The 18,363-nt window shown below is 65.9% G+C and carries 19 protein-coding genes; 8 read left to right on the top strand and 11 right to left on the bottom strand.

The window, feature by feature from the left end; translation table 11 throughout:
* Positions 1–9: 9 nt before the first annotated feature.
* Together AC1DIO_RS12190 and AC1DIO_RS12185 are read right to left on the bottom strand one after the other, a co-directional pair.
* Positions 10–876 carry an ABC transporter permease gene (locus AC1DIO_RS12190; protein WP_441504867.1) on the bottom strand — a complete coding sequence of 289 codons (867 nt, stop codon included), beginning with the start codon at positions 874–876 and terminating at the stop codon, positions 10–12.
* A gap of 16 nt (positions 877–892) precedes the next feature.
* Entirely contained in the window at positions 893–1,672 is a 780-nt protein-coding gene (locus AC1DIO_RS12185) for an ABC transporter ATP-binding protein (protein ID WP_441490703.1), read from the bottom strand.
* Between the two features lie 103 nt (positions 1,673–1,775).
* On the opposite strand from AC1DIO_RS12185, the gene AC1DIO_RS12180 reads away from it, so the two are divergent.
* Positions 1,776–2,441, top strand: a complete 666-nt coding sequence (locus AC1DIO_RS12180) for a response regulator transcription factor (RefSeq protein ID WP_441490817.1) — start codon at positions 1,776–1,778, stop codon at positions 2,439–2,441.
* Positions 2,428–3,798 (top strand): sensor histidine kinase, encoded by a 1,371-nt coding sequence (locus tag AC1DIO_RS12175; protein WP_441490704.1) that lies wholly within the window; start codon positions 2,428–2,430, stop codon positions 3,796–3,798. The genes AC1DIO_RS12180 and AC1DIO_RS12175 overlap by 14 nt, the downstream gene beginning before the upstream one ends.
* 14 nt (positions 3,799–3,812) lie before the next feature.
* On the opposite strand, the gene AC1DIO_RS12170 is transcribed toward AC1DIO_RS12175, so the two are convergent.
* The gene (locus tag AC1DIO_RS12170) at positions 3,813–4,334 is read right to left on the bottom strand and encodes a 2'-5' RNA ligase family protein (RefSeq protein WP_441490705.1); all 522 of its coding nucleotides are present in this window, start codon (positions 4,332–4,334) and stop codon (positions 3,813–3,815) included.
* 129 nt (positions 4,335–4,463) lie between these two features.
* Here AC1DIO_RS12170 and AC1DIO_RS12165 point away from each other — a divergent pair, with 129 nt between their 5' ends.
* From AC1DIO_RS12165 to AC1DIO_RS12140, 6 genes are all read left to right on the top strand, one after another.
* Positions 4,464–5,570 carry an ABC transporter ATP-binding protein gene (locus AC1DIO_RS12165; protein WP_441490818.1) on the top strand — a complete coding sequence of 369 codons (1,107 nt, stop codon included), beginning with the start codon at positions 4,464–4,466 and terminating at the stop codon, positions 5,568–5,570.
* Between the two features lie 14 nt (positions 5,571–5,584).
* A complete protein-coding gene (locus AC1DIO_RS12160) occupies positions 5,585–6,715 on the top strand; it encodes an ABC transporter substrate-binding protein (protein ID WP_476767625.1) in 1,131 nt (376 codons plus the stop codon).
* A 67-nt stretch (positions 6,716–6,782) separates the two neighbouring features.
* A complete protein-coding gene (locus AC1DIO_RS12155) occupies positions 6,783–7,613 on the top strand; it encodes an ABC transporter permease (protein WP_476853447.1) in 831 nt (276 codons plus the stop codon).
* On the top strand, positions 7,610–8,425 hold the full coding sequence (locus AC1DIO_RS12150) for an ABC transporter permease (RefSeq protein ID WP_441490708.1): 816 nt from the start codon (positions 7,610–7,612) through the stop codon (positions 8,423–8,425). The genes AC1DIO_RS12155 and AC1DIO_RS12150 overlap by 4 nt, the downstream gene beginning before the upstream one ends.
* Positions 8,426–8,682: 257 nt before the next feature.
* Complete coding sequence (locus AC1DIO_RS12145) at positions 8,683–9,240, top strand: HdeD family acid-resistance protein (RefSeq protein ID WP_441490709.1); 558 nt, start codon at positions 8,683–8,685, stop codon at positions 9,238–9,240.
* Positions 9,241–9,291: 51 nt separating this feature from the next.
* Positions 9,292–10,779, top strand: coding sequence for an alpha/beta hydrolase (locus AC1DIO_RS12140; RefSeq protein ID WP_441490710.1), 1,488 nt, complete (start codon positions 9,292–9,294; stop codon positions 10,777–10,779).
* Positions 10,780–10,846: 67 nt separating this feature from the next.
* On the opposite strand, the gene AC1DIO_RS12135 is transcribed toward AC1DIO_RS12140, so the two are convergent.
* From AC1DIO_RS12135 to AC1DIO_RS12100, 8 genes are all read right to left on the bottom strand, one after another.
* Positions 10,847–12,658, bottom strand: a complete 1,812-nt coding sequence (locus AC1DIO_RS12135; RefSeq protein ID WP_441490711.1) for an SLC13 family permease — start codon at positions 12,656–12,658, stop codon at positions 10,847–10,849.
* A gap of 183 nt (positions 12,659–12,841) precedes the next feature.
* The gene (locus tag AC1DIO_RS12130; protein ID WP_441490712.1) at positions 12,842–14,470 is read right to left on the bottom strand and encodes a complex I subunit 5 family protein; all 1,629 of its coding nucleotides are present in this window, start codon (positions 14,468–14,470) and stop codon (positions 12,842–12,844) included.
* Positions 14,467–16,002 (bottom strand): complex I subunit 5 family protein, encoded by a 1,536-nt coding sequence (locus AC1DIO_RS12125; protein ID WP_441490713.1) that lies wholly within the window; start codon positions 16,000–16,002, stop codon positions 14,467–14,469. Before AC1DIO_RS12125 ends, AC1DIO_RS12130 begins: the two co-directional genes overlap by 4 nt.
* Positions 15,999–16,349: an NADH-quinone oxidoreductase subunit K gene (locus tag AC1DIO_RS12120; protein WP_441490714.1), complete on the bottom strand. Its 351-nt coding sequence runs from the start codon at positions 16,347–16,349 to the stop codon at positions 15,999–16,001. The genes AC1DIO_RS12125 and AC1DIO_RS12120 overlap by 4 nt, the downstream gene beginning before the upstream one ends.
* Positions 16,346–17,278, bottom strand: a complete 933-nt coding sequence (locus AC1DIO_RS12115; protein ID WP_476767623.1) for a hydrogenase subunit MbhD domain-containing protein — start codon at positions 17,276–17,278, stop codon at positions 16,346–16,348. The genes AC1DIO_RS12120 and AC1DIO_RS12115 overlap by 4 nt, the downstream gene beginning before the upstream one ends.
* Positions 17,275–17,568, bottom strand: a complete 294-nt coding sequence (locus AC1DIO_RS12110) for a cation:proton antiporter (RefSeq protein ID WP_476767622.1) — start codon at positions 17,566–17,568, stop codon at positions 17,275–17,277. Before AC1DIO_RS12110 ends, AC1DIO_RS12115 begins: the two co-directional genes overlap by 4 nt.
* The gene (locus AC1DIO_RS12105) at positions 17,565–17,855 is read right to left on the bottom strand and encodes a monovalent cation/H+ antiporter complex subunit F (protein ID WP_441506414.1); all 291 of its coding nucleotides are present in this window, start codon (positions 17,853–17,855) and stop codon (positions 17,565–17,567) included. The genes AC1DIO_RS12110 and AC1DIO_RS12105 overlap by 4 nt, the downstream gene beginning before the upstream one ends.
* Complete coding sequence (locus tag AC1DIO_RS12100; RefSeq protein ID WP_476767621.1) at positions 17,848–18,351, bottom strand: Na+/H+ antiporter subunit E; 504 nt, start codon at positions 18,349–18,351, stop codon at positions 17,848–17,850. The genes AC1DIO_RS12105 and AC1DIO_RS12100 overlap by 8 nt, the downstream gene beginning before the upstream one ends.
* Positions 18,352–18,363 lie beyond the last annotated feature (12 nt).

Here is an 18,363-nt window from a genome sequence, read left to right as displayed (position 1 = left end):
CTGGATGTTTCAGTGCTGCATGCCCCAGCGGCGGATCGTCCTGCGCTCGATCGTGGCGAAGATGACGTTCTCGACGAAGAGGCCGATCAGGATCACGGTGAAGAGGCCGGCGAAGACATTGGCCGTCTCGAGTTGATTGCGGTTCTCATAGATGAACCAGCCGAGGCCACCCGAGCCGGACGATACGCCGAAGACGAGTTCCGCAGCGATCAGCGTCCGCCAGGCAAAGGCCCACCCGACCTTGAGGCCGGTGAGGATGGCCGGGAAGGCGGCGGGGATCAGGATGAGGCGAACGAGCTTCAACCCACGCAAGCCGTAGTTCTGACCGACCATGCGCAACGTATTCGAGACCGACCGAAAGCCGGCATGGGTGTTCAGAGCGATTGCCCAGAGCACTGAATGCACGAGCACGAAGATCACGCTGCCCGAGCCGAGGCCGAACCAGATCAATGCCAGCGGCAAGAGTGCGATCGCCGGCAAGGGATTGAACATCGAGGTCAATGTCTCGAGCAGGTCCGCCCCGATGCGCGAGCCGATGGCCAAGGTCGTCAGGAGCGCGGCGAGCGCGATGCCGATGCCGTAGCCGATGATCAGGGTCTGCAGCGAGACCAGCATGCGCTGCGGAATGACGCCGCTCGCGATATTGCTGACGAAGGCATCGACCGTCTCGCCGAAGGTCGGGAACAGCAGCGGGTTACCAAGCCAGCGGCCATAGGCCTCCCAGGCAATGGCGAGCACCGCGAGGATCAGCCCCTTGCGCACGAAGCCGAGGCGGTAGGTCCGTTCGATGAGGCTCAGCGACTTGGCCACGACCGGCGCATCGCTCGAATTGACGTCGCGGATGATTTCCGGGCGGAAGGTCAGGAGGTCGGTCATGTCTGTCGTCTCCGTCTCAATGCGCCGCGAAGAGCATGTCGTTGATGCGGGTTTCGAGCGCGGCCTGCGTGCCGGTGCCCATCTCCTCGGGGGGCACGCTGTTGAGCTCGGCCTTGACCTCGCCCGGATGGGGCGACAGCAGCAGGATGCGGGTGCCGATACGGATCGCCTCCTCGATCGAGTGCGTCACAAACAGCACGGTGAAATGGGTGTCGTCCCAGAGCCGCAGCAACTCGTCCTGCATCTTGCGGCGCGTCAGCGCGTCCAGCGCGGCGAAGGGCTCATCCATCAGCAGGACGTCGGGCTCCATTGCCATGCCGCGCGCGATCGCGACGCGCTGCTTCATGCCGCCGGAAAGCATGTGCGGATAGCTGTCGGTGAATTTCGTCAGGCCGACCTTGTCGATATAGGATTTCGCACGCTCTTCGGCCTCCGGCGCTCCGGCGCGGCCGCTCGAGGTCAGGGCGAAAACGACATTCTCGCGCACCGTCTTCCAGGGCAGAAGCTGGTCGAATTCCTGAAAGACCATCATCCGGTCCGGTCCTGGCCCGGTGATCTCGTGTCCCTTGAGGCGGATGCGCCCCTCGACCGGGCTCAGATAGCCGCCGATCGCCTTGAGCAGGGTCGACTTGCCACAGCCGGAGGGGCCAAGCAGGACGAAACGATCGGACGGATAGACGTCGAAGGAGACGCGGCGCGTCGCCGTGACGACCACATCCGGCGTCTTGTATTGCAGCGTGACGCCCTCGACGGAGAGAAGCGGCGCGGCGGCGCTGGTGGTGAATGGGGCGTGCATCGGCCCTCCCTTGCTTTCGTTTCCCTGCGCACTTGCGGCGCTTGCCATGCTAGTAACCTGCGAACCTGACTCCGACCTGACTCCGACGAAGGATGTTTTGGCCGTGCGCGTTCTCGTCGTCGAAGACACCGCCGATATCGCCGAGGCCGTCGTGATGCGGTTCGAGAAGATCGGTCACGCCGTCGATTGGGAATCGAACGGGCGCACAGCTGCCGAGCTGCTTCAGGTCCAGGCCTATGATCTCGTGATTCTTGATCTGACCTTGCCGGGCGAGGACGGGCTCACGCTGCTCAAGAGCCTGCGCGCGAGACGGCTGAAGACACCGGTCCTGGTCATCACCGCGCGTTCGGCTGTCGACGAGCGGATCAGCGCGCTCGATCTCGGCGCGGACGATTACCTGACCAAGCCATTCGACTACCGCGAACTTGAAGCACGTGCTCGCGCCCTCTTGCGGCGCAGCGCCGGGCTTTCGGACAATATGCTGCGAGTGGGCCCGCTCGTGATCGATCGAGCGGGCCGGGTCGCGAGCATCGGCGACAGGACGCTCAACCTGACGCGCCGCGAGCTGACGGTGCTCGAGATCCTGGCGGCCAGGCCGGACAGGATCGTGCCCAAGGAGGAACTGATCGAGCAGCTCTTCAACTTCGATCAGGAACCGAGTCCGAACGCCGTCGAGCAGTTCGTGGCGCGCTTGCGGCGCAAGCTCGCAGATGCCCCCATCGAGATCAGAACCATGCGCGGCCTGGGCTATCAGCTTGCAACGACATGACCTGCTCCTCTCGCTGCGGGTCCGCATCATCGTCGTTCTGTCGGCGGTGCTGGGGCTCGGCGCGGTCGTGCTCGGCGTCGCCGCCTGGCACTCGGCGACGATCGCGGCACAGCAGGCCTATGATCGGCTGCTCAGCGGCGGCACGATCCAGATCGCGGAGAATGTCTATGTCCAGGGCGGGGTCGTCGCGCTTGATCCCCCCGTCGCCGCGATCGCGACACTCGCCGCCTATGATCTGGTCTTCTACAAGGTGGTCGATCCGCGCGGGGTGGTGGTTGCAGGCTATGAGGATCTCGCCTCGGGGGCGGAACCGGCAGCCGCGCGCAGCGGCGTCGTGCTCGAGGACGGCTCCTTTCAGGGACAGGGCGTGCGCATTGCGACGGTCGCCCGCCAGATCGACGATGCCATGCTCGGCGGCTGGGCAACCATCGTGGTGGCCCAGACGACCGATGCTCGCACGGCGCTTGCGCGCGATCTCACTCTCAAGGCACTGGGTGTCATCGCTGCGATGAGCGTGCTCGCCTTGCTGGCGACAGGCTTTGCGGTGCGCCTCGCCCTGAAGCCGTTGACGCGGATCGAGCTGGAAATCGCAGGACGGCGCCCCGACGATCTGCGCCCGATCCAGACTGAGCCGCCTGTCGAGATCCGCAACCTCGTCCACGCCATCGACGATTTCATGCGCAGGCTTTCCGATCGCATGGCCGTGATGCAACGATTCATTGCCGACGCGGCCCATCAGATTCGCACGCCGCTCGCCGCACTCGACGCCCAGGTCGAGATCCTGTCGAGCGCGAGCCCCTTGAAACGCCGCGCCGAACATATCGCCCGCGTTCGTGAGCGCACCACCGAGTTGGCGCGTCTGACCAGTCAATTGCTCGACCACGCCATGGTCATCCACCGCGCCGACGCGGCACGCGCCGCGCCCGTCGATCTCAACGAATTGGCAAAATCGGTTCTCGCCAAGGCCGTGCCGCTCTCGTTGCCGCGCGAGGTCGATATTTCCTTCACGCCGGCGCCTTCGGCTCCGGTGATCGACGGCGACGCGGTGAGTCTGCGCGAGGCGCTTGCCAACCTCATCGACAACGCACTCGTCCATGGAGCGCATACGAGGCTGTCCGTGACGGTCTCGGCGGACACGGGAAGCGCCTGGATCGAGGTTGGTGACGATGGCGACGGCTTCCCGATCGAGCTGGCGGAAACAATGACCAGGCCCTTCGAGAAGGGCGGGCACTCCAGAGGCTCCGGGCTCGGCCTATCGATCGCCGCGGAAGTCGCACGCGCCCATGACGGCGAACTCACCTTCGCGAGAGGCAGCGGCCTGACGCTTGTCCGGATGTCGTTTTTCCGGCCGAACTGAGCCGATGGGCTCGTCTAGGTTCCGTTCTTGCCAAGCTCGACCGTCTCGATCACCGCCCATTCGGAAATGGGGATGTCCTGGCCTGACCGAACCACGCAGAGCCGGTCAAAGACGATGGCTCTCCCGGCCAGCATGCGCTGAAACTCGGCCGCGGCCGAGGCCTTCGGGGCGGGCGCGACGGGGCCATAGAGCAACGAGACATGCGGCATGAAGCTGTCTGCCATGTCGCTGTCCAGTCGCTGCTTGAGCTGCGCCAGCGGCGCGCTGATGCGAAAACGCGCGTAGAATGACCGGAAATAGGCGTCGCTGGTTTCGATCGCGGCGACCGCCTCCCGGAAGGCCGGGACTGCGGCTGCGGCCTCCGCGATCCCGCCTGCGAGCGCGGCCATGGGCAGATCCGTGTCACCCTTGACCGTCAGATGTGGCGTGAACAGCGGCGTGCCAAAGCGGCCCGAGAGATCCGCAACCAGGCTGGAGAGGAATGCGCCGTCCTCGGCGCTCGGCATCAGCCAGATCGAATGAATTTGGGGTGACATCAAGCCTTCATAAACCTGTTGCACATCGGCGCGAGTGTTCGTTATGTTTATTCCAAGCGGTCCAGAAAATGGAAGAGATATTCCATAGAGCTGGAAAAAAGGTCGCGACAGGGGAGAAAGCGTTTGCAAGTGGGAGTGCCGGACAGGGCGCGCAGCGGCGCGGCCATCAGCGTGCGTGACCTGCATGTCGCCTATGGCGGCACGCAGGTGCTGCACGGCGTCAGCCTCGATTTCACGCCCGGCAGCTTCACGGCGCTTCTTGGTTCGTCCGGCTGCGGCAAGACCACCCTGCTGCGTTCGCTCAGCGGCTTCGTGCCGGTGCAATCCGGTTCGATCATCGTCGGCGGCAATGATGTCGCGTCACTCCCGCCGGAGAAGCGCGGGATGGCGATGGTCTTCCAGTCCTATGCGCTTTGGCCGCATATGACGGTGCTGCAGAATATCGGCTACGGGCTGAAGCTGCGTGGTGCGTCCAAGGCCGAGATCGCCGCCAAGGTCGCGTCCATGCTCGAGTTCCTCGGCCTGACCGGATATGAGGGCCGCAAGGTCACGGCGCTCTCGGGCGGGCAGCGTCAGCGCGTTGCGCTTGGCAGGGCGCTGGCGATCGATCCGGGCATCCTGCTGCTCGACGAGCCGCTCTCCAATCTCGACGCCAAGATCCGCATGACGATGCGCCATGAGATCCGCGCGATCCAGCAGCGTCTTGGCCTGACCGCCGTCCATGTCACGCATGACCGCGAGGAGGCCATGACCATGGCCGACCGGCTCGTCATCATGCAGGCGGGGCGGATTGCGCAGGTCGGCACGCCGGAAGAGGTCTATGATCGCCCGGCGACCGCCTTCGTCGCCAATTTCATGGGGGCGGAGAATGTCCTTCCCCTTCATGTCGAGCGCTCCGAGCGCGGCGCCTCGCTGAGGGCAGGGGACGCCACGGCCCAGATCGCGGCCGAGGCGTTCGATGCTTTGCCTGTCGGAGATGCCGTCGCCTATTTCCGCGACGATGTCGCGCGCCTCGATGCGGCCGACGCCCCAGCCTCCGACGACCTGCTGGTGCCCGGACGCATTGCGGCTCGCGCCTATCCCGGCGGAGTCTACCGCTACCGGGTCGAAGCCGCCGGCCGCCAGATCACGGTCGACGACGCTGCCCGTCACGAACTCGGAACGAAAGTCGGCCTGCGCATTCCGCTGCAGCGCCTCCACATCTTCCCGGCATCCGAGGCCGGGATCGCCGCCTGACAGGGAGTCAGCTCATGCGCATTCTTACAGTTGCCTGCTCGATTGCAGCGCTGATGGTGGCGACGCCGCTGTCCGCTCAGACCCTGAACGTCGCCACCGCCGGCGACCAGAACATGGTCGACTACGTCAAGGACTATCTCGGGCCGATGTTTGAGAAGTCGCATCCCGGCGTGAAGGTCGTCTCCGTCGGAACCGGCGCCGGCGACTCCGGATCGCAGAAGATCTTCGAGAAGCTCGACGCCCAGAAGAGCGCCGGCGCTTCGGATTTCGATGTTGTCGTCATCCACCAGAAGGCCGCCGGCACGATGGTGAAGGAAGGTCTCCTCGCCAAATATACCGACAAGGTCGAGACCGCGAAGCTCGTCTCCAGCGAGACCGCGAAGAACTCGCTCGGCGCCGATGTTTCCGGCTTCGTGATCCCGATGTTCCAGTCGCAGACTGCGCTCGCCTATAATGCCGACATGCTGAAATCGCCTCCGGCGACCTATGCGGAGCTGAAGGACTGGGCCAAGAAGAACCCCAAGCAGTTCGGCTATAACGGCATCAAGGGCGGCATGTCCGGCGTCGCCTTCGTGGCGGGCTGGGTCTACGCCTTCGGCGGCGACGCCGACAAGCTGATCAAGGGACCGTACGATCCGGCGGTGAAGGCAACCTGGGATGGCGCGCTTGCCGACCTGAAGGACTTCAACAAGAGCGTCGTGATCACCCCCGGCAATGCCGGCACACTCGACATGCTGAACCGCGGCGAGATCGCCATCGGGCCGGTCTGGGTCGACATGTTCTATTCCTGGCAGGCTGACGGCAAGCTGCCGCCGAACATGAAGCTGAAGCTCGCGGCCCCCGGCATGCCGGGCCAGCCGATGTACTACGCCGTGCCGGAGAAGACCGCGCACCGGAAGCTCGCCGAGGAGTTCATCGCGCTCGCGACCAGCCCGCAGGTGCAGGCGGACGGCATCGTGAAGAAGTTCAACTGGTATCCGGGCATCGATGCCAAGAACCTTGAAGGCAAGCTCGACCAGGCTGCCTGGAACAAGCTCTTCACCGACATCACCCCGACGGACCTGTCCAAGAACGCCAAGGCGTTCCCGATCGCGCCCTATTTCAACGACATTCTCGAAGGTTACGAGAAGAAGGTCGCGAACTGAGACGTTCCACCACCTCCTGGCCCGACGCAAGTCGGGCCACCTCTCCTCTCGATCGGCATATCTGCCCATGTCCCAACGCCAGCTGGCGCTGATCCTGATCGCGCCGGGCCTGCTCCTCGTCGCGGCTCTGTTTCTCTATCCGCTCGGCTTTTCGCTGGTCTCGGCCTTCACGCGCCCGGACGGCTCGCTGACGCTGGAATGGTTMGCCAAGGCGTTTGAGCTTTACTCCGGCGATATCGTCTTCACGGTGATCATCGTGCTGTCCTCCTGCCTGCTGACGGCACTGGCTGCGATCGCTATCGCGGGAACGCTGACGCTCGGCGAAAACAGATGGGTCGTGGGTACGCTGAAGGCGCTCTATCGCTGGCCGCTCTTCATCCCCTTCATCGTCGCGGCGCAGTGCATGCGGACCTTCCTCGCCAAGAACGGGCTGATGAACAACACCTTCGTCTCGCTTGGCCTGATGGACCCATTGAGCGCGACCAGCTTTCTCGACTGGCGCGGTATCATCGCGACCTTCGTGTGGAAGCAGACGCCGTTCGTGGCCCTGCTGCTGGCCGGCGCATTGGCGTCGATCGACCGGGCGACGCTCGAAGCCGGCCGCAATCTCGGCGCTTCGCGCCTGCGGGTGCTGGTGGAGCTGGCGCTGCCGCAGGTGATGCCGACGCTCCTCGTCGCGCTGGTCCTGTCCTTCGTGACGATGCTCTCTGTGCTMTCGGTGCCGATGATGGTGTCGGGTTCGCAGCCGACCATGCTGACCGTCGACATGGCCTTCCGCATCAACGCCTATGGCGACTACGCCACTGCCAATGCGCTCGGCGTAATCACCTATCTGATCAGTGCCGGTGCCGCGATCCTCTACCTGAAACGCGGCATGTCGAAGGAGGCCGCACCATGATCCGGCTTGCCTCCACGGCGAAGGCGGCGCTGGCTGCCGCCCTTCTCACCGCTTTCGCCTTCGTCCTCATCGGTCCGCTTGCGAACCTTGCGCTGTGGTCCGTCGCCGAGCGCTGGTACACGCCCTACAAGCTGCCGGTGACCTATGGCACCCGCTATTGGGAGCAGGTCTTCCGCCCGACCGGCGACGCCATGGCCTCGCTCGGTACCAGCGTATGGATCGCGGTGCTGACGGTCATTGTCGCGCTCGCGCTCTCGATCCCGGCCGGCTATGCGCTGGCGCGGCTGAAGCTGCCGGTGCGCGCGCTGTTCATGGTGATGTTCCTGCTGCCGCAGGCATTCCCGTCCGTCGCGATCTACATCAACGTCGCGCGCGTCTTCTACCAGATCGGCATCAACGGCACGGTCTTTGCCGTGGTCCTCGTCCATGCCGCTCACGGCCTCGTCTATTCCGTCTGGATCGCGGCGGCGGCCTTTGCCGCAGTCGACAAGGACCTGGAGCTCGCCGCCCGCAATATTGGCGCGTCACCCCTGCGTACCTTCGCCACCGTGACATTGCCGCTGGCTGCGCCTGGCATCATCGCCAGCGGCATCTTCGTGTTCCTGGAATCGCTCGACGAATTCACCGGCACCTTCTTCGTCGGTGTGCCGCAGGTCACGACATTGCCGCTGCTGCTCTACAACGCGGCGATGGGCGGCAACTACCAGGTCGCGTCGATCACGGCTTTGATCCTGCTCGTCCCGTCCGTGCTGTTCATGCTGTTCATCGAGCGCTTCCTGCGCGCCGACGTCCTGGCGAAGGTCGGTGCGTGAGGCCTCCGATCCGCGCCTGATCGCGGTCCGGGCGTCCGTCGCGTCATTGCGCCGGCACACCCGGGCCGCTGCCCGCCAAAATCCATGAAAACGGGATTCCCTGACTAGCTTTGGGATTCCCTGCTGATCCGTCCCGAGACCAGGCGCGGCATAACTGCTCATGACGGCATTGCCCGATTGCGACTGTCTGCCGGTGCGGCGGGCGGCCTCGGCGGCAAGGCCATCGCTTGCTTCTACAGCGACGGATTGCGCAACTCATGGCCCAGAATTCAAGCAGGTCCGATCACAGCCTCGTTCGGCTGATGTCAGGCAAGATCATCGCACTCGGGATCGCCCTGGTCATTTGCGGGATCATCGCGATTGCAAGCCCTGCCATCTCGACCATGGCGGTGACCTTGTTCCTTGGCCTGATCCTGGCTGTCGCTGGCGCATTCAAGGTGGTCCAGTCCTTCATGGTCAAGGAGTGGAGTGGCTTCGTCTGGCAGTTGCTGGTCGGGATGATCGAGTTGTTGGGCGGCATTCTGGTGTATTTCAACCCGATGAAGGGGGCGATTGCCATCACCTTGGTGATTGCCCTTGTCTTGATCGCGGAAGGCCTCGCCCAGCTCGGGCTTGCCATCAAGATGCGGGCGCAGAGCGGCGTGGGCTGGATGTTCCTGTCCAGCATCATCACGATCGTCGTTGGCGTCGCGCTGGCGATGCGGCTCCCCTATGGCGGCATCTATGCGCCCGGCACGCTGGTGGGCGTCTCGCTGCTCTTCGCCGGCTGGGCTTATATCGCGATCGCGCTCGCCGCCCGGAAGGCTGCTGCCTGACCTCCCGGTCCGGCGTATCATCGGCAGAGCAGATTCTCGAAGGTTCCAGGCATGCGCGGTTTCATCGGCAAGACGCTGAAACGCGGGGGCGCCGTCCTCGCGATCGTCGCGCTGTCCCTGCTCGGACTGCGCATCTACGACACCCAGCGCGGCGCGCCGCTTGAACCCTGGCACACTTATGTGCCGCATGAACTCTCGATCAAGGAGCTCGATCGCGGCAGCTGGGACGACTATCTCAAGGCGGAGGCGGCAGCTTTCGCGGGCGTGCGGGCGGAGGTCACGCAAAAGCTCGCCCCTGAGGAGCGTGTTCCGGTCAATCGCTATTTCGACGGCAGCGCGATTCATCCCGAGCATTTCAAGCAGGATTGGAACCGCTCCTATGTCATGGAGCCGGAGGGCAAGCCGGTCGGCGTGGCCGTGTTCCTGCACGGGCTGACGGATTCGCCCTACAGCCTGCGCCACGTCGCACGGCAATATCGTGACCGTGGTTTCGTCGCCATCGCGATCCGTCTGCCAGGACACGGCACAGTGCCGGCCGGGCTGACCGAGATCGAATGGGAGGATTGGTTGGCTGCGACGCGCCTCGCGGTCAGGGAGGCGAGAAAGCGGGTCGAGCCCGCCGCGCCACTGCATCTCGTCGGGTTCTCGAATGGCGGCGCACTTGCGCTGATGTATGCGCTCGAAGCGCTCGAGAACAAGGAACTGGCGCGGCCGGACCGCCTTGTCCTGATCTCGCCGATGATCGGGATCACGGCCTTCGCACGCTTCGCCGGGCTTGCCGGCCTGCCGGCCATCCTGCCGGCTTTCGCCAAGGCGGCCTGGCTCAGCGTCCTGCCCGAGTTCAACCCGTTCAAGTACAATTCCTTCCCGGTCAACGGCGCGCGCCAGTCGCATCTGCTGACCAGCGCCCTGCAGCAGAAGATCCTGCGGCTGGCGCGGGAAAACCGGTTGAAGGACCTGGCGCCGCTCATCAGCTTCCAGTCGGTGATGGATTTCACCGTGAGCACGCGGGCGATCATCACCTCGCTCTATGCCCATCTGCCGGCGAATGGCAGCGAGCTCGTCCTGTTCGACCTGAACCGTTCGACCAAGTTCGGGCCGCTGCTGAGTTCGGCCTCCGACACGCTGTTGAGCCGCATGCTGCCGGCACCGCCGCGGAATTTCCGGGTGTCGATCATCACCAATGCCAGCGAGGATTCCAGCGATGTCGTCGAACGGGTGACCGAGGCCGGCGCATCGGCCGAGACCGTGCGAGACCTCGGGCTGTCCTATCCCTTCGACGTGTTTTCACTGTCGCATGTCGCCCTGCCATTCCCGGTCACCGATGGCCTCTACGGCCTCAAGCCCGATCCGGCGGAGGATTTCGGCATCAAGCTCGGGGCGGTCGCCGCCCGCGGTGAGCGCGGCACCCTGATCGTGAATCTGGATTCGCTGCTGCGCATGTCGTCGAACCCTTTCTTTCCCTATCTGATCGACCGGATCGACGAACCGCTGCGTGGCGCGGCGTCCGCATCTCCTGCCGTACCCGCCACGCGATAGGCGGCGGCGGAGCCGGTTCCGCGCCGATTGGATCATGGGCGGCGGTTCGAGTCCGGACCGCCGGAGTTCAGAACCGCCAGATTAGCGGTACGTAGAACACCGCCATGATGAAGAACCAGATCATCAGCGGCGTCCCGAGCTTCCAGTAGCTATTGAAGCTGTAGCCGCCGGGGCCCATCACCATCATGTTCGTCGAGGTCGCGATCGGCGTCATGAAGGACGCTGCACCCGCGATACACAGGCTCATCAGGATCGGGCGGGGCGAAACCCCCATGCCGGTGGCCGCCGCCATGGCAATGGGGATGACCAGCATCGTGGTGGCCGTATTGCTCATGATCTGGCCGAGGCTTGCGGTCAGCACGAAAAGGCCCGCGAGAAAGACGATCGGTCCGGCATCGCCGGTGAGCGCAACGAGGTAATTGGCCACGAGCTGTGCCGCGCCCGACTGCACCATGGCGGTGGAAAGCGGCATCATCGCACCGACGAGGATCACCGTCGTCCAGTTGATGGCGCGATAGGATTGCTCGACCGTGACGATGCCTGTGAGGATCAGCAGGCAGGCCGAGACGAGCCCGGCCACCGCCGGCGGGACGATGCCCGTGGCGAGCAGCACGACGAGGCAGGCCAGCACTGCGACGGCGACGCCGGCTCCGGCGCCCATCGGCACCGCCTGGCGCCTGACGAGATCGGGCGAGTTGACGACCAGGATGTCGGGGTCCGTGAGCTGCAGGTCGAGTGCTTTCCAGCTGCCTTCCAGCAGGATCGTATCGCCAGCCTGGAGAGCATCGTCGGGTTCGAGATCGACGCCGGCCCGCTGCACCGCGAGCACCACGAGATCGCCGCTATCGGTGATCATGCCCGGGAACATCGCGCGCCCGATCAGGGCCGAGCGCGGCGGGATAACGACTTCCGCGAGGCCGGAGCGGCGGTTAAACAGGCTCGGCCCGGCCTCGTCGTCCCCTCGGTCCTCGCGCAAGGCGAGGTGCTTCTCCGCTGCGAGATCGGCGACGGCTGCCGCATCGCCCTTCACCAGCAGGTAGTCGCCCTCCGAGATCGCCGGCGCGCGCAATGGCGTGCCGGAATCTCCGGCCTGAACGGCCATCAAGGTGAGACGCTGATCGCCGGCGAAGTCCAGGGCTGCGGGCGCACTCCCGATATAGGACGAGGTGGCGCGCACGCGCAGCCGGAAGACGCCGTCGCTCAGTCCGTAGTGCTCGACCAGCGTCTGGGCGTGGCGGCTGAAGTCGGCGGGCAAGCGCGCGCTGCTCTGCTCGGGCAACAGGCGCTTCCCGAGCAGCAGGATGATCGCCATCGTGCCGGCGAGCAGGGGAATGCCGACGAGAGCGAACTCGGCAAAGGCGAAGCCCTGCAACCCGGCATCTTCCAGCGCTTCCGAGACCAGGATGTTCTTCGGGGCACCGGTGAGCAGCAGGTTCGAGCCGGCATGGGCCGCAAAGGCCAGCGGCATCAGGAGCTGCGACGGGGATTGCCGCAGCCGGATCGCGGCCATCACCACGACCGGCATCAGGGCTGCCACCGCGCCGCCGCCGCTGATCAGGGCGCTCAGGCAGCCGACKGCCGTCATGATGATGATCAGCAGGCGGGTCCGCCTGTTCTCGCCCGCCTTGGCGATCAGGAGCTGTCCGGCCCAGGCGGTCACGCCCGTCTTCTCGAGCGCGGCACTGACGATGAAGAGACTGGCGATGAACAGCACCGCGCGATCGCCAAATCCGGCGAGAGCCTGCTCGAGCGTGACGGCACCGGTCGCCCAGAGCGAAAGCGCTGCTCCAATGGCCACGACGATGACCGGCAGCCTGTTCCAGGCGAACAGGGCAATCGTGATCACGGTGATGACGGCGGTACTCTCGATCGGGCTCAAGTCTGGTCCAGTCCTGTGATGATGCGTGTCAAAGCGGCCACGGCACGAGGCCTCCGCTGTCCTGGTCGTTCACCGAAGCGGGGTCATGTGCTCCGCTGCAGAAGGGCGGATGCGGGTACTGTATCCGACCATGGCCGGGGCGCCAGAGAGCCAGAGAGCCAGGGAGCACAGACCCGCTCGCGTTCAGGCTCGATACATCAGCGCTCCCAGCAGAACGGCAACGATGATGAGCGACAGCCCGGCCACCGACCAGCGGCGCAGCAGGGCGTCCACCTGCTCGATGCCGGCAGCKAGGCGCTGAATGACGGAGGTACCGGCCTTTGCCAGCACGACGATGTCACCCTCGGGGATGGAGCCAGGCAATGCCGTGATGCGACGAACCAGCAGCATGGCAAGCGCGCCCAGCAGCATGGGCCAGGCCACCTTCCAGAGCGCGTCGGGCTGCAGCAGGCTGGCGATGCCTTCGCCCGCAATTGCGGGATAGAGCGACCATGGGATCACCAGCGAGGCGGCCGCGACGATGAGCCAGGGGAGGAGCTGTCCGGGAGGAGCGGAGGACGGGGAGTTCTCCCGTGCGTCGCGCGCCACGATCGACAGGAAATTCAGCATCAGCAGCGTACTGCAAGCGCCGGCCAGCGCCATCGCGTGGCTGACATAGCCATAGCCCAGCATCGGCTTGGTCGCGAGTTTGGCAAGGGCGCCACTGGTCAGGGGCATGCCGCCGAGGCTGAGCGCCAGGAGGGCGGTGAGCAGCAGGACGGGACGCAACCGTGCCTGCCCGGTCGCAGCCAGAATGCCGACCGCCAGGAAGAGGGCCCCCTTCACCAGCGTATGATGCACCGCGTAGTAGGCAACGAGGCTCGTCGCCCCGGTATCGGCATTCTCGAGCCCGACACCGAGAAGGACGGCGAGCAGACCCATCTGGCTGACCGTGGAATAGGCCAGGATGGTCTTGGCGCGGGTCTGGGTCACACCGACGATGACGCCGAAATACGCGGTGACGATGCCGGCCGCGATCAGCACGTTGCCCCAGAATGGCAGGCCGGCCTCGAAGGGCAAAAAGCGGATCAAGCCGATCACGCCCGCCTTGACGACCACCCCGCTGAGCACGGCGGAAGCGGGCATCGGCGCGGCGGGGTGGGCGAGCGGCAGCCAGACATGCAACGGCACGAGGCCCATCTTCAAGGCAAAGCCGAGGATGAGCAGGGCAACGATGCTGTCGCGCATCGGGGATGTTGGCAGGGATGCGACCACGTCCCGGATCGCAGGATTGGCGTCGGGGTGGCCGGCCGCGAGCATCACGAAGGCCAGCAGCAGAAACGCCTCTGCGAGCAGTGCCAGCACGACATAGACGACGCCGGCTCTGTGAGCGCGTGCGGTCTGCTCATGCACGATCAGCCCATAGGCGGCGAGGCTCGCCAGCGTGAAGAGCAGGTAGAAATTCGCGATATCGCCCACGATGAAGAGGCCGAGGCTGCCTGTCAGCGTCAGCAGCCACCAGACGGCGAAGCGGGCAGCGGCCGGCTCGCGGCCCATGTAGGAGGACGCGAAGGCGCCCGCTGCGCTCCAGAGCAGGGCGGCGCCGCCGAGCAGGATTGCACCCGGCCGATCGAGGAGGAGCGACATCCGGAATGGCGGCGGGAAGAAGACCGAGGTTCCGTCCGGCACCAGAAGCGCCGCGAGCAGGCCTGGCAGGGGCGCGACAGCAAGCAGCGACAGCGCACGGGTCCGGAAGCGCCCGAAGATGCAGCAGGCCGCCATTGCGAGCGGGAGGAGCAACGAAGAGGCAAGGAGCAGGCCGGAAGCGTTCATGGCGCCACCGTTGCGATGACCCCGGAGCGCCCCAGCTGCAGGAAGCCGAAGGGCTCGAGCGGTACGAAACCAAGCAGCACGGCCGCCACCGCCAGAACAAGGGCCACGAGCTCGAGGCGCCGCGGTATCGGTTTCTGTGCGACGAGCGCGATGGCCGGTGTTGCCAGGGCGCGGTCGACGACGCGAAAGACATAGCCCGCTGCAAGCAGGCCTCCGGCCAGAATGGTGGCGGCAAGCCATGGGTGGCCGTTCAGCACCGCGGCCGTCAGCAAGAGGCACTTCGCAATGAAGCCTCCGCTCGGTGGAATCCCCATCAGGGACAGGCCGGCGAGGCCGAAGGCCGCCGCGCTGATCGGGAGTACGCGGCCGAACCCGCCGAGATCGGCGATCCGGTCATGGCCAAAGGCCTCGGCGATGACGCCGGCCGCAAGGAACATCGCGGCCTTGGCGAACGCGTGAGAAACCAGCTGGAGGGCACCTCCGGTCCAGGCGATGGTTTCCCAGGGAGCTTGCGCCTCATTTCCGGCTGCGAGCGGGAAGACGATGAAGAGATAGCCGATCTGCGCCACGGTCGAATAGGCGATCATCAGCTTCAGCCGCGCCTGCCGAAGCGCCATGACGCTGCAGAACAGGATCGAGGACGCGCCGAGAACCGCCAGGATCTGACCGGCCAGGATCGCTGCCTGCGGGGGGGCGATGTCGAGCACGAGACGCAGGATCAGGAAGACCGGCGCCTTGATGACGAGAGCCGAGAGCACCGCGCTCGCGGCTGCGGGTGCGCCGGCATGGGCCGGGGGCAACCAGAGATGCAGCGGAAACAGGGCAGCTTTGGCGAGAAGCCCTACGATCATCAGGGCAAGTGCCACCGAGAGGGCCGGCCCGCCTTCGTTCAGGCGCGACAGCATCTGGATATCGAGCGTTCCGTAGCTGCCATAGAGCAGCCCGGTGCCGAGCAGGTAGAGCAGGGACCCGAGCAGCGCGAACATCAGGTAGCGCAACGCTGCGGCGACGGTCTCGGCGCGGCCATCGAGGCAGACCAGCGGGACTGCGGCGAATGTCAGCAACTCGAGGGCGACATAGAGGTTGAACAGGTCCTCGCCGACGAAGACCGCGTTCAGCGCGCTCCAGGTTGCCAGCAGCAAGCCCCAGAAGGTCGTCGGCGCCCTCCCGTCCTGCGTCTTCGGGGCCAGCGCATAGAGGTCCCGCGCAAACAGGCATGTTGCCGTGAGCACCACCGCCGTCATCGCGATCATCGTCGCGGAAAGCCCGTCGGCGCGCAGTGCGATTCCAAGCGGCGGTTGCCAGCCGCCAACGACATAGGTGAGCGCGCTGCCGGTCCGGATCAACTCGGCCACGATAGCGATCGCGGTGACGAGACCGGCGGCGACGGTGACAAGCGCGACCTGCCTGGCATGGCGCGGGGCGAGGATCAGCATGGCCAGCACGCCGAGGACGGGCAAGGTCACGGCAAGGACCAGCAGATAGCCGCCGGGAGTGGCAAGGTGAACGGAGGCGGGCGCGAGAGGGGTCATGGCTCGGCCCGCTGCTTGTCGCCGGCCGCTGGCGCGTCCAGGCTTTCGCGGCCGGTGAGATCGAACAGGCGCTGCAGCAGCGCGACGGCAAGGGCGGTCGCCGAGAATGCGACGACGATGCCGGTGATCACCATGGCCTGCGGAACCGGGTCGCCGGAAAATCCGGCGGCTGCTCCGCGCCGTGCCGCCGCGCCAAAGACCAGGAAGATGCCCGCGCCGAGAATGTTGAACCCGACGATCCTGCGCAGGAGGCCGGCATGGGTGATCACGATGAACAGGCCGATTCCGGCCAGCGCCGCGCCGCACAGGCCAAACAATGTGGCGGGGCCGAGGGATGCGAGGCTCATGGGGCCGGAGCCCTGCTGGAGGGGCCGGCCACGAGCAGGCCGAGCGTCAGGGCGATCGATATCGTCAGCGCTGCCTCGATGCCGACGATGATGGGTTTGGCCGCGCCCTCCGGATAGGCGAGGAAGCCGCCTGCGATCGCAAAGCCGAGGAAGCCGATCGCGAAGAACAGGGCCGGTCCCCCGACCAGAAGGAGCCGCAGCGTCGTCCGCCTCGTTTCCGGTGCGGGACGCAGGCCGGCCAACATGACGAGCAGCCACATCGCGGCAAGCACGGTGCCAGCCTGGAACGTCCCGCCCGGCGCGTCGGCCCCCACCCAGCACATATAGACGGCGATCAGCACGCCAAAGGGGGGCAATACGCGGGCGAGGTAGACAAAGGGCGGCGGCGCAAGCGCTTGCCTCACCTCTGGTGCACCACCCCAGAGCTGATCGGGCGCCAGCGACCACACCCCCAGGAGGGCGAGCAGCAGAACGACCTTCTCAAGCAGCGTATCCAACGCCCGGTAAGCCAGCAGGACGGCCGTCACGGGATTGCCGAGGCCGGTCGCGTCCAGCGCCGCGGCAGCGGCAGGTGCGAGTGTCGGGGCGGGCGAGGGGAAGGAAAGCACGGCGAGCGCGAGGCCAGCCGCCACGAGCGTGCAGGCGATCGCGGCGCCTGCCTTGGCGGTTCTGTTGGGGGCATGGGGGCGGGATGAGCGCTTGCGCAGCCGGGCTTCGGCCCGAAGCAGCAGCATGCCGGTGACACCGCCGCCGATCGCCACCTCGGTCATGGCAACGTCGATCGCCGAGAGCCGCGTCCAGCCCAGTCCAAGCAGCAGACCGAAGGCAATGAAGGCGATGATCGCACCCTGATCATCCCTGGCCCTGGCGACATGGACGGCCAGCGCGAGAAGCCACGCGACGAGCGCGAGATCGAGAAGCATGGTCATGGGCGGGGCTTGCGCCGATAGAGCACCCCGGCGATCAACTGGCTCGCCGTTGCGGCCGAGATCTGGGCCAGCAGCCAGACGCAGACCAGCTTCAGGCCGCCTGCGAAGCTCTCGGCCTGCGGCAGGAGCCCAAGCACGATCAACCCGAGCCCCAGATTGTCGGCTTTGCTCAACGCGTGAAGGCGGCTGAGCGTGTCGGGGAAGCGCAGCAGGCCGAGCGTACCGGCGAGAAACAGAAGAGCGCCGCCGCCGACGGCGATAAGCGTGAAGGCATTGGCGAGCGCCGTCACGCCTCGTCCTCCGTCTGTTCGGATGCGTCGGCGCCGAGGCCGGACTGCCCGAAGGTGAAGGCAGCACAGGAGACGGCGGCCAGCAGCATCAGCAGCAAGGCGACATCCGTCATGGCGGCGGAACGCGAAGCGGCGCCGAGCAGCAGCACGGCGGCAGCGCCCCCCGTGCCCAGCAACTGAACTGCCATCATGCGTTCGACGGGTATGTCGGAGCGCAGCACCTTGAACAGTCCAAGCGCCGTGACGGTCAGGATGAAGAGCGCTGCTCCCGTGAAGAGGTCAGCCATGATCGCCCCCATTCTCCAGAGTACCGCAGAAGGCTGCTTCATCAGCGGCGATCTGTTCCGCCACCGGTTCGCGCAGATCGAGGCAATGGATATGAAGCGTGCCGTCCGCATCCGCCGCGACGGGCAGCTTGCCGGGCTGGAGGCTCATGACCGCACATGAGGCGCTGCGGGCCATGCCGGGCGGCAGCGCGGTGCGATAGGTGACAAAGCCTGGCGACAAGGCCGGCTGTGGGGCAAAGGCGCGGCGCGCGACATCGACGCCGGCCACGGCTGATTGCGGTATGAAGCGGATCAGGAAGCGCAAGAGGCCGCGCGTGGACAGTTTTCCGCTTTCCGGCCAAAGCGCCGTGCTCGTCCAGGTCGCTGCGGCTGCGGCGATCAGACCGATGGGCAGATCCTTCAGGGCGGGGCCCATCAGGATCAGCCATAGCGCGAGAAAGCCGAGACTGCGCGTGAGCATGGCAAGGGGCGGCGCCCTGCCGGCTTCGGTGGTCATGACCATGCCCCT

The sequence above is a fragment of the Allobosea sp. 05T439 genome (assembly GCF_056396005.1).
The sequence above is the reverse complement of the archived record's forward strand: the minus strand, read 5'-3'. Positions and strand labels throughout refer to the sequence as shown.